Raw genomic sequence first — 13,102 nt, 5'->3', positions numbered from 1 at the left:
TCCATGACTGGAAACCCACCGTGGCGCGGCCTCCCGGAGGGAAGCCCACCCGAACGGTGCGGTCGGTTAGAACGGCGAATCGAAGGCGGCGGCGCCCGCGGGGGACCTCGCCTCCTCATTCAGTTTATTGAGCGCGGCGTCGAGGGCAAGAACTTCCTGATCCTTACCACCGAGGGTACGGAGGGCGACCGTCCGCTCTTCCGCTTCGCGCTTGCCCACGACCACCAGAACGGGAACCTTCTGAAGGCTGTGCTCACGGACCTTCAGGTTGATCTTCTCGTTCCGGGTGTCGAGTTCGGCACGGATGCCGCGGCGCTTCAGAAGGCCGACGACCTCCTGCCCGTAGCCGTCGGCCTCGTTGGTGATGGTGCAGACCACCGCCTGGACCGGGGCGAGCCACATCGGGAACTTGCCGGCGTAATGCTCGATCAGCATGCCGACGAAGCGTTCCAGCGAGCCCAGGATGGCCCGGTGCAGCATCACCGGACGGTGACGGGCGCCGTCCTCGCCGATGTAGGACGCGTCCAGCCGCTCCGGCAGGACGAAATCGAGCTGGAGCGTGCCGCACTGCCAGGTGCGCCCGATGGCGTCGGTCAGGTGGAATTCCACCTTCGGGCCGTAGAAGGCGCCTTCGCCCGGCAGTTCCTCGAACTCCAGCCCGGCGGAGCGCAGCGCGGTGCGCAGCCCCTCCTCCGCACGGTCCCACACCGCGTCGGTACCGGCGCGCACGTCGGGGCGCAGCGCCAGCTTCACGTCGATCTTGTCGAAGCCCAGATCCCGGTAGACGCCGAGCTGGAGCTTGAAATAATCCGCCGCCTCGGTCGGCACCTGATCTTCCGTGCAGAAGATGTGGGCGTCGTCCTGGGTGAAGGCGCGCACGCGCAGGATGCCGTGCAGCGCGCCCGACGGCTCGTTGCGGTGGCAGGCCCCGAACTCCGCCATGCGGATCGGCAGATCGCGGTAGGAGCGCAGCCCGTGCTTGAAGATCTGCACATGGCCCGGACAGTTCATCGGCTTGATGCCCAGCATCTTCTCGCCGTCGTCCGCCGAGACCTTGAACATGTTGTCGCCATACATGTCCCAGTGGCCCGACGCCTTGAACAGCGAGCTGTCGATGAGCTGCGGCGTCTTCACCTCGACATAATCCGCCTGTTGCAGCTTGGTGCGGATGTAGGTCTCCAGCGTGCGGAACAGCGTCCAGCCCTTCGGGTGCCAGAAGACCGAGCCGACGGCCTCCTCCTGGACGTGGAACAGGTCCAGTTCCCGGCCCAGCCGGCGGTGGTCGCGCTTCTCCGCCTCCTCCAACTGGTGCAGGTAGCCCTTCAGCTCCTTCTCGTCGCGCCAGGCGGTGCCGTAGATGCGCTGGAGCATCGGGTTCCGGCTGTCGCCGCGCCAGTAGGCGCCGGCCACCTTCATCAGCTTGAAGCCGGTCCCGACCTTGCCCGTGGTCGGGGCGTGCGGGCCGCGGCAGAGGTCCAGCCAGTCGTCCTGGCGGTAGACGCTGATGTCCTGGTCCGCCGGGATCGCCTCGATCAGCTCGGCCTTGTAATGCTCGCCCAGCTTCTTGAAATAAGCGATGGCCTCGTCGCGGGTCCAGACCTCGCGCACGATGGGGATGTCCTTGGCGACGATCTCGCGCATCTTCGCCTCGATCTTCTCCAGATCGTCGGGCGTGAAGGGCTCCTCGCGCGCGAAGTCGTAATAGAAGCCGTTGGCGATCGCCGGGCCGATGGTCACCTGCGTGCCCGGATACAGCTTCTGAACGGCGTCGGCCAGAACGTGGGCGGCGTCGTGGCGGATGACCTCAAGCGCGTCGGGATGACTGCGCGTGACGATCTCGATCTTGGCGTTGGTGGTGACGGTGGTGGTGAGGTCCTTCACCTCGCCGTCGAGCTTGACGGCAAGCGCATCCTTGGCAAGGCGCGGCCCGATGGACTGGGCGATCTCAAGCCCCGTCACCGGCCGGTCGAACTCCCGCACGCTGCCGTCGGGCAGCGTGATGGCGATGTTGGACGTCACCGAAGTCACCATTTGACTGTTTGCATCGCACCCGGCGCATGCCGGGAGGCGAAACTTCTAATGCCGCCGGGCTTTCTGTCAAGGGCGGCGGGGGCATTTCCAGCCTGAATTCGCCACCCGAACGGCGAATTTTCTTGCAAAAATCAATTCACGCCGGTTTGCGCGCCGGACGTGGTTCGCCGAACAGGTAGCCTTGGCCGAAATCGATGCCGGTGCGCGCGACCGCGTCGAGCTGCGCCTCCGTCTCGATCTTCTCGACGATGAGGTCGATCCCCGTGCCGTCCAGACGGCGGCGCAGGGCCTCGGCGCGCGGCGCCATGGCGGGGTCGAGCAGAAGCCCGCGATCCAGCTTCAGATAGCGGATCTCGTGCCGCAACAGGATGTCAGGGTCGATGTCCAGATCCGTCACCTGATCCATGGAGAAGCGGAAGCCGATGCGGGCGAGCTGCGACAGAATGCCCATCGTCACCGCCCTGCCGGCCCGCAGTTCCTGCTGGCTCAGCTCGAACACCAGCTTTGGCACCAGCGCCTGGTTCCGGGCCATCAGATCCAGGAACTGCTCCATGAACTCCGCGTCGCTGAGCGTGGAAGCGGACATGTTGGAGAAGAAGCCGATGGCGTGCTGGCGCCGCTCCGTCTCGCGGATCAACTGGACGCAGCGGACCAGAAGCAGGTTGTCGATGGTGGCGAGCAGCCCTTCGCGCTCCGCGATCTCCAGATAGCGGTCGGGAAGGATCAGGGACCCGTCGGCGGCCCGCACGCGCGAGAACACCTCGTAGAAGCGGTGCTTGCGCTGCGGCAGGCTGACCATGGGCTGAAGGTAGATGTCGATCCGGTCGGCGGCCAGAGCGTCGCGCACCGCTTCCAGAACCGCGGCGTCGTCCATCGGTGGCGCCTCGACGAAGGCGGCACGCCGCTCTTCCGGCGGACGCGGCGCCTGGGGCGCCGGCACGCCGTCCCGCGGCAGGGCGCCGAGCCGGGCGACCAGCGTTTGCAGGAGCTTCACCTCCTGGAGAACGGCCTGCTGGGTGACGGGTGTGGGAGCGGAGGCGCTCCGCCCCTCATCCAGCCTCGCGGCCAGCGCATCGACGCTCCGCTGCACGCCGTCGAGCCGGTCGAGGACCACGCTCTCGCGCGCCCGGCGGGTCAGCCGGCCGTGGAGGACGATTCCGGCCAGGAAAACCAGCGCCCCGGCCAGCCAGCCGATAGCCGGATCGGCTTCAGGCCGCAGCTCCCACAGGCCGAGAACGGCCAGGGCCGCCGCCGCCGCGACGGCCAGAGCGTGGATCACGGTCGCCACGCGCCCGTTCAGCGGTGATCCGCCCCGACGGCGTCGCCCAGCGAGGCGAAACCGTCGCGGCGCAGCAGGGCGGCCAGATCGCGCCGGATCGCCAGCACGAGCGCCGGTCCGGCATAGACCAGCGCGGAATAGAGCTGCACCAGCGACGCACCGGCGCGGATCTTGGCGTAGGCGTCGGCGCCCGAGGCAATGCCGCCCACCCCGATCAGCGGCAGCTTGCCGCCGGTCAGCGCGTAGATCTCCCGCAGAACGGCGGTGGAGGGCGCGAACAGCGGCTTGCCGGACAGGCCGCCGGCTTCCCCGCGCAACGGCTCCGGAATCTCCGCCGGGCGGGCGATGGTGGTGTTGGAGACGATCAGCCCGTCGATTCCCGACTCCAGCGCGACGGCGGCGATGTCGGCCTTGTCCTCGTCCGTCAGGTCGGGGGCGATCTTCAGCAGGACGGGCGGCGCCTTGGCCAGCTTGCAGGCCGTCCGCGCGTCCAGCACGCGGCCCAGCAGGGTGCGCAGCGGGTCGCGCCCCTGGAGCGCGCGCAGGCCCGGCGTGTTGGGGGACGACACGTTGACGACAAGATAATCGGCCAGCGCCGCCACCCGCGTCACGCCCAGGACGTAATCGTCCGCGGCCTCCACCGTGTCCTTGTTCTTTCCCAGGTTGGCGCCGACGATGCCCGGCGCCTTGCGCCCGCCGGACAGGCGCCGCTCCAGCCGTTGGGCAAAGGGCTCCAACCCTTCGTTGTTGAAGCCCATGCGGTTGATGACCGCCCCCTGCTCCGGCGCGCGGAACAGACGCGGCTTCGGGTTGCCGGGCTGCGGGCGCGGCGTGACGCTGCCCGCCTCCACGAAACCGAAGCCCATCCGGAGCATGGCGTCCACCACCTCGGCGTTCTTGTCGAAGCCGGCGGCGAGCCCCACCGGGTTGGCGAAGTCCAGCCCCAGCACCCGGGTCCGCAGGATGGGATCGTCCTTTTCCCGCACCGGCGGCATCAGCCCGCTGGACAGGGCCTTGATGGTCAGCCCGTGCGCCGTTTCCGGATCGAAGCTGCGCAGGACGGGGCCGACGATGGGGAACAGGTCGATCACGGCGCGGTATCCTTGAGAATGATGTCCTTGAAGTTCGGCGGGAAGACGTGGCGGCCGTCCGGCCCCAGCGGCAGCGGATCGGCACGAAGCACCGCCGCGGGGGGCAGCGGCCCGTAGAGATGGGGGAAAAGCTGGCCGCCGCGCGACGCCTCCCACTTCAGGGCGTCGCCCAGGGCGGCGCCGTCCACCGTCAGCAGGACGAGGCCGTCCTGGCCGGCGCGGTGCTTGGCCGCGCTCTCCTCGACCTGGGAGCCGGTGGAGAAATGGATGAAGCCGTCCGCCGCATCCTGCGACGAGCCGCGATAGGCGCCGGCGGCGAGCGCCTGCTCCCACTCCGTGGCGCGGCACATATGAAAGATGATCCGTTCAGTCATGGCACGGCGACCTTACCCCAAAGCCCGTCGGCAAAGCCAGATGTGGCGGGAATGGTACGGGCTGCGGGGCCGCGACGGCCCCGGAACGGGGTGTTGCGCTGTTTGCTTCGCAATTTGCAAATGCGGTCTCGGAAATCTCTCGGCGTTTTGCAGAAAGAAAATTGGCCGCCGCGCCTTTCCCTCCCCCGCCGGCTTCGAAGAAAGGTCGAGGAATCAAGGCTTCGGCGTGGGGTCCGCCTCTTCCGCAGGGAGCCGCCCCGGGTTGGCATCGGGATTGCTTTGAGTGGGGCAAGCAAGGAGAAGCCCCATGAACGCGATCGCGATGAATGTTGTGAAGGAACGGCACCCGGCGGAACACGCGCTCGACTCGCGCGTCCATGGGGTGATCGTGACCGGAGCGGACACAGCCCCCCTGACCGGGTCCGCCGAGCCCAGCAGCACGCCCGTCCCGCTGAAGCCGTCGGCGGCGATGCTGGCCGCGGGGTCGCGCGCCGGCGGCGTCTCGGTCGAAACGGCCTGGAAGATCTACCTCGCGATGATCAAGGAAGCCGCCTGACCACCGGCCTGAATGCAGGCCCGATTCCCGGAAGGCGGCGTCACTCGACGTCGTTGTAGAACTGGAATCCGCCGATTTCCGCGCAGGCGCCGCGGCCTTGGGCCCAGTCCGGGTTCTCACCCGCCCGGTGCAGGTGTGTCGCCCCGCCGGTCGGGTCGTCCAGCAGCCCGGCCACCGCGCGGCGCGCGATCCGCTGGGCAACGGCGAAGACCGGGTCCGCGGCGGTCACCGACGACAGCCCCAGCCGCCCCGGCGCGTCCGGGTCCCAGCAGGGGAACTGTCCCGGCAGACGGCAGACGGCGGCCACATCGCCGCCCCACCACCATCCTCCATGGTCGCGCGCGCGGCGGACGCGGTTCATCACGACCGCCGCCACCGCCTCCATGGCCCGCACGGACTCACCGCGCGCCTCCCCCCACAGGGTGCGGGCGAGCGTGTCCACCGCATCGCCGGGGGCATCGGCGCCCAGGGCATCTGCGCCCAGGGCATCGGCGGACGAACCCTGCGGCGGCGCCACCGCCGGAGCGGGTTCGGGCTTCAGGACGCGCGCCCTCACCGGCGGCCCCCGTCGGCATAGGGCGGGACATAGGGCTGGCCATAAGGCGCGCAGCCGTTTTCCAGCTTGTTCTCGATGCGCAGCAGATGGTCGGTCAGCCGCTGCTCCACATCCTTCAGCGTCGCGACCGAGACGTAGGTCTTCGCGACCTCCAGCTTGTAGGCCGCAAGGCTCTCGCGCACCTGCGCCTGGGCGGACTCGGCGCGCGCCCGCACGGTCTCCAGCGCGGTCTCCGCATCCTTGCGCAGCCGCGCGATCAGCCAGAACAGCCCGCCCATGACCGGCAGCTCGACCGCCGTGATCCACCAGGACAGGTCGATGGTTTCCTGCATCTCCGTTCTCCATGGAAAAAAGCAAAAGAAAAGGCCGCCTTCCGGTCGGGAAGGCGGCCTGACGAACACGGGACCTCACGAGCGACGATCACACGTCCCATCCCTCCGCCGCGACCGACGGCGCCGCGGCGCGCCAGTCCGGTTTCCGGCCCGGCACCGGCTGGCGGTCGAAGCGGAAGGGTTCGCAGGACAGGGCGCCGGCCACCGCGTCCAGCCCGTCGTCGTGGCCCGCGTAGCGCCCGTCCGGCGACCATTCGCGCATTTCGCGGATGAAGGGCGTCTCCCACACCGCGGCGTGGGCCAGCAGCCGGCGATCGGCCAGCAGGGCGTCGAACGCCTCGCGGATGCGCAGGGACTTGGCGCGGCGGCTGGCCTCCTCGACCACGGCGGCGCCGACCTTCTCCTTTTCCAGCGCCTTGCGCAGCAGGCCGGGCAGGAAGCGCCCGATGCCGTTGATCTCCACATGCACCGCCGGCAGATGGTGCCGCTCCAGGAAGCGGGCGACCTGGAGGCATTGCTGTTCCGCCTCGCTGTCCGGAGCACCGGGGTCCACCGACAGGTAGAGCAGCCGGTGCAGGTAGAAGCGCCCGTCCGTCCCGCCGAACACGGCGGCGACCACGCTGGAATCGCCGGGCTTGCCGCCTTCCGCCGCCGGGCGCGCGAAGGCCGGGTCCCACCAGCAGGAGGCCGAGGCCATGCGCACGCCGTTCAGCGTCAGCACCGCCCGCCCCGCCGATTCCCGGTACTCCAGTTCGCCGCCGTAGCGGCCCAGCCGGTCGGGGTCGAGGAAGCCCTCCGCCTCGTTGACGGGGCGCAGCAGCATCTGGCTGGTGAATTTGTTGGGACCGGTCGTCTTGCGGATGCGGTTGACATGGGCCTCGCCGAAGCGCTGGGGCCAGGCGTAGCAGCGCTTGCCGTCCGGCCCGTCGGTGTAGACCGGCAGGACCAGCCGCGCGAAGCCGTCCAGGAAGGGCCGCGCCTCCCCCGCCTCCGTCCGCGGCTCCTCCGCGTAGATGGAGTAGTAGCTGTGCGGCGTCCCGACATAGAGCTGCACCCCGCCCGGCACCAGCAGATAGTCGATCTCCGCCAGCTTCTCACGCAGGTCGGCGCGCTTGCCCGGACTGCCGGAGGTGCGCGGCACCTCCACGTCGTCGCAGATCACCACGTCGGCGCGGCTGCCCGTGATGTTGCCGCCGATGCCCGCCGCCACCATGGAGGGGTCGCGAAGCTCCTGCGGGCGGACCACGGTGAACTGGTCGGCGGCCCACTGGTCGCGCTCCTTCGCCGGGGGTTTCAGGCCGCGGGTGTCGGGATGCCGCTCGATGATGCGCTTGACGTTGCGCACCATCTTCTTCGCCAGCTTCATGTCCGCCGCCAGCACCAGCAGCCGCCGGTTGGGGTCCTGGTAGAGCATCCAGGCGGCGAACAGCCCGACGATGGACGACTTGCCCGCCCCGCGGAAGGCCATCAGCAGCAGGCGCGGCCCGATGGCGGCAGGCCCGATGCCGACGGACTGCCGCTCCAGCCATGCCGCGATCTGCAGATGGTGGCGGGGGGTGCTCAACTCCGATTGCCGGTTCCAGTCCTGCACGAAGGCGAAGAACCCCTTCTTCCGTTCATCCGCCGCCTCCATCACGGCACCCGTCCCACGATGTGCCAGCCCGCGCCGTTGGACATGGCGGTCACGGCGCTGCCGGTGGCGGCCAGGGTCACCGGAGCGTTGTCCGGCCCGCCGCCGCCCTGCACCGTGACGGTGACCGGGTTGCCCGATACGTCGGCCTTCTTGACGGTCACCGTGCGCCCGACCGCGTGCAGCGCCCCCGGCGGCGGCAGCCGCACGGTGACGGCGCCGCCGAAAGCGCTGACCAGATACAGCGCCTGGTTCAGGTCCGGTTCGAAGAGGCCCGGCTGGTCGTGGAAATGGGCGTTTCCAGGCCGGTTGTTGCCGCCCACGACCCACCAGCCGGCGCCGTTCGACACGATGGTCACGAAGTCATGGCGGTTGCCCAGAGCCACCGTCCGTCCGTCCGGCCCCGGCCCGCCCGTCTCCGTGATCGTCAGGCGGTGGGTGGAGGCGTCCGTCCGCTTGACGGTCACCGCATGGCCGTTGGCCGCCCCCGCCGCCGGCAGCCGAAGCTCCACGTCCCCGGCATAGGCGCTGACCAAATAGACCGAGCTGGTCAGGTCCAGCGCGATCACCCCGCCGGCCTGCGGCTCCACATATTCCGTGTCGTAGCGCAGGGCCTCGACGACCAGTTCGGAGACGCGGCTGCGCGCCAGCCGGTTCTTTTCCGGATAGCCGGCGTTCACCGCCGTGTAGCGCCCGCCCGACAGGTCGTGGATGGCCGGACCGGCGGACATGGACAGCAGGTTGACGATGGCCGTTTCCACCGACCCGGCGTCGAGCTGCACGTTCGGCACGCCGCCCAGCGACTCCGCGTAGAAGTTCAGGATCAGCGTCTTGTCCGTGTTGGCGCCGACGCGGAAGCAGGCCAGCGCCATGGTCGACAGGTTGGCCTCGCAGTCCTGGAAGCTGTTGTTGTACTTGCCCTGCTCCACGAAGAAGCCGCAGCCGGCGATGGGCGCCGACAGGGAATAGACGCGCACCATGGAAAAGCGGTTGGCGTTGGGCGTGTCGCCCTCCCCCGTCCGGGTCAGCCACACCCCGTGCAGCGACGGGCGCGCCACCAGGATTCGCGACACCATGTTCCAGTAGCAGGGCCAATTGGGATCGGCATAGCCGTCGAACAGCAGCCCGACCCGCGGGTCCCAGATGGTCAGGTCGCTCAGCGTGTTGTGAACGCAAGGGCCGTCCCGCCCGAACAGCTTCACCGCGGCGTCCCCCTTCTCCAGCCGCAGGCCGCTCACCGTGGCGTAGCCGTCCGGCAGATGGATCAGGTCGAAGCCCGCCGAGGCTCCGGCGATGACGGACCTCTGCCCCGCACCGGACAGCGTCTGCCCATAGCCCACCGTCAGCGTGTTGGTGATGCGGTAGGTGCCCGGCGGCACATGAACGGCGTCCGCGCTGGTCAGGGCGGCCTGGATCGCCAGCGTGTCGTCCACGATGCCGTCGCCCACCGCGCCGAAATCCTTCACCGACAGGGCGTCGGCCAGCTTCTCCCGCACCGGGCGGCGAACGGCCCCGGCGCCGGGGGCGACGAAGGTAGACAGCGCCTCCTCGTCCACCGGCGGGCGGACGGTGGGGTTGCCCGCCGTATCGAAGGCCAGGAGCTGACCCGCCCGCGCCGCCCGTCCCGGCAGCCGGTTGGAGGCCGGCAGGTCGGTGTCGGTGTAGCGCAGCATCAGTTCCAGATCGCCGGCCACCTGCTGGAGCGCTGCGGTGAGCCGGTCGAACTCCCGGTTCAGGCTGGAGGCCGGAAGCGGCGCGCTTTCCAGAAAGTCGCTCATCCGCTCGATGGGCAGGCGACGGCGCAGCAGGACGGGCGTCCCGGCCTCCGGCGGTGCTTCGAATGCCACTGTGCCGCCCGCCGTTTCTCCGGCCCCGGTCACCGCATAGCCGGTGGTCTGCCGCGCGGCGCCCAGGAAGACCTGGAGGTCGCCCTCCTCGAAGACCGGAAAGGGAAAGGTGAAGTCCGTCTGCACGCCGTCGGCAAGATACTGGACGCGCGGGTTGCCGCGCGGAACGTCGATTGCGCTGGGCATGGTGCGCCCCTCCTGCTGCGTGGAACGAAAGGAGCCGTCAGTAGAAGCGGCTCATGAACTCCAGCCGCTGGCGCTCGGCGAGCTGCGCCTGTTCCAGCAGGTTGCGGCGGCGCGCGTTGTCCACCTCCTGCTGGATGGCCTCGCGCTTCAGCCGGTCGGCGCCCTCCGCCTCCGCGCGCTCCGCGGCGCCGTCCTTGACGATGCCCAGAAGGATGGCCTCGCCGGAGCCGTCCGCCGCGCTGACCCCGTTGGAGCCCAGCGTGGCGCGGGTGCGCGCCACGGTGCGGCGCAGGGCGTCCACACGCCGCCGCTCGTCCGACTGGGCGGCGGCGGACGCCTGGGCCAGCCGCGAGCGGGCGCCCGTCTCCGTCTCCGCCAGCGTCGCGGCCTGCCCGGCGCGGAGGTGCTGGGCGGCGAGATTCTGGCTCTGCGCCAGCCAGTCCATCTCGCGGGCGCGCTGCTGTTCCGCCTCGACTCGCCCCTGCTCCTCCTTCCGGCGCTGAAGCTCCTGCTCCTCGCGGCGCAGCTCGTCCTCGTGCTGCCATTGCAGCCGCTGTTGTTCCGCCTGATGGGCGTATCTGCGCTCGTCGGCGGCCTGCTGCCGCCGCGCCGTCGCTTCCTGCGCGCGCAGGCTGGCCGAAGTGCCGGAGACGCGGTCCACCGTGTCGGCGACGGAGTTCGCCAGCGGCAGGGCCGCCGTGGCCAGGGTCGTGATTCCGCCCATCAGTCGTTCACCCTCAATTCCATGGTTACGGACAAAAGCGTGAAGGGCAGCGGCGCGTCCTGCCGGATGCTCCACAGGGGCCGGTCGCTGTCGCGCCGCCAGCCCAGCGCCCGCAGCTTGCGGTCGCCGGACACCGGCGCCGGAACGCCGCCCGGGGCTTGCGGCCCCGTCCGGTGCAGCGGCAGTTCCTGAAGGCCGCGCCCCAGATCGGCGTGGAGCGCCGCCGTCTCCTCCAGCCGGAAGCGGACGGAGACCAGCCGCACCGCGTCCGTCGCGCCCGCCTGGCCCAGCAGGCTGACCGGCAGCGGCTCGACGCGGTGGCTGTAGGGCAGCCCGGCCTCGACATGGCGGGCCGGCGGGTCCAGCACGATCCGGCCGGCGGCGACGGTGGCGTCGGCGCGGACCGTCCCATCGGCGACCACCGCGACGGCCCGCCCCTCCAGATGGTCCAGCCCGCTCCACACCGCGGTCGGGGCCTCGTGGTCGCCGACCAGGGCGGCGTCGAGGTTCAGGCCGTCGTCGAAACGCTCCACGCTCCACCGCCCGGCGCGGTCCACCAGCACATAGACCTCGTCCCCGACCACCGCGACGGAGCGCACCGCCCCGTCCGTCTCCAGCCGGGTCCAGGCGGTCACCTGCTCCAGCCGGTAGACGGTCAGGGCGCACAGCGCGCCGTCCTCCATCACCACAAACAGCAGCCGGCGGCCCTGGTCGTAATCCTGGTCGCGCGGCCTCACCACCAGATGGCGGGCCAGCAGCGCCAGATCGTTGGCCTGATAGGCGGCCTCGGTGTCGGTGTAGAGGAATTCGCGGATTTCCCGCCCGTTGCGCGACACGAACAGGGTGGCGCCGTCCACGTCGCGCGGCGGGACGGAGCGGTCCACGGGGGAGCCGATGCGCGTCTGCCGGTGGACCTGGATGTTCTGCGGCGTCAGCGGGTCGCCCGACACCATGTATTCCGCGCCGGAGGTGAAGACCTGGAGATGCCGCCCGGAGAAGACGGCGCGCACGGCGTTCACCTGATCGGACAGGATGCCGAACTCGATGGCCTCGTCGTCCTTGCCGGTGCCCAGGTCGAAGTTCCACAGATCGGCGGAGCGCGACAGCCAGAGCCGGTTGGGCAGGTCCCGCGACCCGCCGATGACCAGCCGGTCCTGGTGGAAGGCCGCCGACACCGGCCAGCCGCGCAACGGCGAGAAGGACTGCTCGTCCCACGCCGTGGTCGCGGCGGTGCCGAGCAGCGTTTCCAGCACCGTCCCGGAAAGCTGCGTGGCGGACACCACCCCCTCCACGCGAAGCTGCCTGCCCTGGATGCGGATGCGCGTCCCCTCCTGCTTCGGGTCGAAGACGGGGGCGGAGGCCGTCACCGTCACCAGCCCGTCCGTGCCGGACGGAGTCAGCGTCACCGCGGGGTCGGCGAAGCGGTAGAAGGGCATCGCCACCCGCTCCCCCTCCGCGACGTAGCTCCAGTCGGTCAGGGTCCAGCCGGCGGCGGCGCTGCGGGTCAGCTTGCGGGGCGGCACGTCGGGGTGGCAGACCAGCAGCGTGTCGGCGCTCTGCGTCCAGGTGATCTGGGGAAGCTGGGCGGCGGTCCAGGGGGCCGCCACCGTGGCGACCGGCGCGTCGTCGCCGTAGACGTCGATCCGCCCGTCGGAGAAGACCAGCAGATAGGTCTGCTCCGTGTTGAATTCGAAGGCGGCCAGCCGTCCGTCGCCGCGCGCCGGATCGACGAAGGCGAGGCCGGAGCGGCGCGTCACCCCGCCCGTGGGGTGGATGAACAGGTTGCGCAGCGCCAGCGCCCCGTTGTCGTAAGCGCGCAGGTCCCCGCGCCCGAGCAGCCGGCGGGAAATCTCCCCCGCCGTGAAGTTGGTCTTCACCTGACGAATCCGCGCCATCAGCCCCTCGCGTCGATCAGGGTGAAATCCTCGAATCCCGGCTGGCTGTCCTGCAGGGCGTCGATCTGGCGGGCGCGGCGGAACTCGCTCTCGGCCAGCCGCTGCAACAGCTCCGCCCGGCTCGAATTCTCGGTCAGCGGGATGCAGAACTCGGCGGCCAGCCGGGCGATCAGCGCCTGATCGAAGAAGGCCGGGAAGTCCTCCTCCGCCGGGCGTCCGACATAGGTCAGCACCACCGCGTCGGACGCCGCGTGCAGCGCCCGCCCGGCGATGCGGTATTCCAACCCGCGCCCACGCCCGCCTGCCCCGGCGCCGAGCGCGCGCAGGAAGTCGGCGGGAAGCTGGAAGGCCGCGCCATAGTCGGCCACCGGGTCGTCCGCCAGCCGCGGCAGCCGGGCCTGCCGGGTGGCGAAGCTCCAGGCGTTGGCCGACAGCAGCGCGTCGCGCGCCGGTTCGTAAAGCGAGGACGCGACCTCCGCCTCGGCGGTGCCCTCGTCGAAGGCGGTGATGCCCGTCGCCCCGATCTTGATGAGCGCGCGGCTGCACAGCCCGATAGCGGTCAATGCCATGGGAACGAACCTCCGAAGCCCTCTCCCTGAGC

At 70.3% G+C, this 13,102-nt stretch carries 12 protein-coding genes; 1 reads left to right on the top strand and 11 read right to left on the bottom strand.

Annotation, left to right across the window (positions count from 1 at the left end; genetic code table 11):
* Positions 1-66 precede the first annotated feature (66 nt).
* The 4 genes from thrS to DS843_RS13485 all read right to left on the bottom strand — a co-directional run bounded on the left by thrS (position 67) and on the right by DS843_RS13485 (position 4,775).
* Entirely contained in the window at positions 67-2,019 is a 1,953-nt protein-coding gene (gene thrS / locus DS843_RS13500) for a threonine--tRNA ligase (RefSeq protein ID WP_475849125.1), read from the bottom strand.
* A 148-nt stretch (positions 2,020-2,167) separates the two neighbouring features.
* Positions 2,168-3,319: an EAL domain-containing protein gene (locus tag DS843_RS13495; protein WP_149469409.1), complete on the bottom strand. Its 1,152-nt coding sequence runs from the start codon at positions 3,317-3,319 to the stop codon at positions 2,168-2,170.
* Between the two features lie 8 nt (positions 3,320-3,327).
* Positions 3,328-4,401: a quinone-dependent dihydroorotate dehydrogenase gene (locus tag DS843_RS13490; RefSeq protein ID WP_149469408.1), complete on the bottom strand. Its 1,074-nt coding sequence runs from the start codon at positions 4,399-4,401 to the stop codon at positions 3,328-3,330.
* On the bottom strand, positions 4,398-4,775 hold the full coding sequence (locus tag DS843_RS13485; RefSeq protein WP_149469407.1) for a DUF952 domain-containing protein: 378 nt from the start codon (positions 4,773-4,775) through the stop codon (positions 4,398-4,400). Before DS843_RS13485 ends, DS843_RS13490 begins: the two co-directional genes overlap by 4 nt.
* A gap of 307 nt (positions 4,776-5,082) precedes the next feature.
* Here DS843_RS13485 and DS843_RS13480 point away from each other — a divergent pair, with 307 nt between their 5' ends.
* Entirely contained in the window at positions 5,083-5,331 is a 249-nt protein-coding gene (locus DS843_RS13480) for a hypothetical protein (protein WP_149469406.1), read from the top strand.
* A 40-nt stretch (positions 5,332-5,371) separates the two neighbouring features.
* Here DS843_RS13480 and DS843_RS13475 read toward each other — a convergent pair whose 3' ends face one another.
* The 7 genes from DS843_RS13475 to DS843_RS13445 all read right to left on the bottom strand — a co-directional run bounded on the left by DS843_RS13475 (position 5,372) and on the right by DS843_RS13445 (position 13,070).
* Positions 5,372-5,887, bottom strand: a complete 516-nt coding sequence (locus DS843_RS13475; RefSeq protein ID WP_149469405.1) for a cell wall hydrolase — start codon at positions 5,885-5,887, stop codon at positions 5,372-5,374.
* Complete coding sequence (locus tag DS843_RS13470) at positions 5,884-6,219, bottom strand: hypothetical protein (RefSeq protein WP_149168017.1); 336 nt, start codon at positions 6,217-6,219, stop codon at positions 5,884-5,886. Before DS843_RS13470 ends, DS843_RS13475 begins: the two co-directional genes overlap by 4 nt.
* Positions 6,220-6,307: 88 nt before the next feature.
* Entirely contained in the window at positions 6,308-7,852 is a 1,545-nt protein-coding gene (terL, locus tag DS843_RS13465) for a phage terminase large subunit (RefSeq protein ID WP_149469404.1), read from the bottom strand.
* Positions 7,852-9,882 (bottom strand): glycosyl hydrolase family 28-related protein, encoded by a 2,031-nt coding sequence (locus tag DS843_RS13460; RefSeq protein WP_149469403.1) that lies wholly within the window; start codon positions 9,880-9,882, stop codon positions 7,852-7,854. Before DS843_RS13460 ends, terL begins: the two co-directional genes overlap by 1 nt.
* Before the next feature lie 37 nt (positions 9,883-9,919).
* A complete protein-coding gene (locus DS843_RS13455) occupies positions 9,920-10,606 on the bottom strand; it encodes a hypothetical protein (RefSeq protein WP_149469402.1) in 687 nt (228 codons plus the stop codon).
* A complete protein-coding gene (locus DS843_RS13450) occupies positions 10,606-12,501 on the bottom strand; it encodes a phage tail protein (protein WP_149469401.1) in 1,896 nt (631 codons plus the stop codon). Before DS843_RS13450 ends, DS843_RS13455 begins: the two co-directional genes overlap by 1 nt.
* Positions 12,501-13,070 carry a phage connector family protein gene (locus DS843_RS13445; RefSeq protein WP_149469400.1) on the bottom strand — a complete coding sequence of 190 codons (570 nt, stop codon included), beginning with the start codon at positions 13,068-13,070 and terminating at the stop codon, positions 12,501-12,503. The genes DS843_RS13450 and DS843_RS13445 overlap by 1 nt, the downstream gene beginning before the upstream one ends.
* Positions 13,071-13,102: the final 32 nt, after the last annotated feature.

The sequence above is a fragment of the Roseomonas genomospecies 6 genome (assembly GCF_008365375.1).
GTDB lineage: Bacteria > Pseudomonadota > Alphaproteobacteria > Azospirillales > Azospirillaceae > Azospirillum.
Note: the sequence above shows the minus strand (reverse complement) of the source record. Positions and strands in the feature narration are given on the sequence as shown.

What these genes read in the sequence shown, in the direction of transcription:
- DS843_RS13485 (WP_149469407.1), bottom strand. Translation starts at nt 4,775, where the DNA reads ATGACTGAACGGATCATCTTTCATATGTGCCGCGCCACGGAGTGGGAG.
- DS843_RS13480 (WP_149469406.1), top strand. Translation starts at nt 5,083, where the DNA reads ATGAACGCGATCGCGATGAATGTTGTGAAGGAACGGCACCCGGCGGAA.
- DS843_RS13470 (WP_149168017.1), bottom strand. Translation starts at nt 6,219, where the DNA reads ATGCAGGAAACCATCGACCTGTCCTGGTGGATCACGGCGGTCGAGCTG.
- terL (WP_149469404.1), bottom strand. Translation starts at nt 7,852, where the DNA reads ATGGAGGCGGCGGATGAACGGAAGAAGGGGTTCTTCGCCTTCGTGCAG.
- DS843_RS13460 (WP_149469403.1), bottom strand. Translation starts at nt 9,882, where the DNA reads ATGCCCAGCGCAATCGACGTTCCGCGCGGCAACCCGCGCGTCCAGTAT.
- DS843_RS13455 (WP_149469402.1), bottom strand. Translation starts at nt 10,606, where the DNA reads ATGGGCGGAATCACGACCCTGGCCACGGCGGCCCTGCCGCTGGCGAAC.
- DS843_RS13450 (WP_149469401.1), bottom strand. Translation starts at nt 12,501, where the DNA reads ATGGCGCGGATTCGTCAGGTGAAGACCAACTTCACGGCGGGGGAGATT.
- DS843_RS13445 (WP_149469400.1), bottom strand. Translation starts at nt 13,070, where the DNA reads ATGGCATTGACCGCTATCGGGCTGTGCAGCCGCGCGCTCATCAAGATC.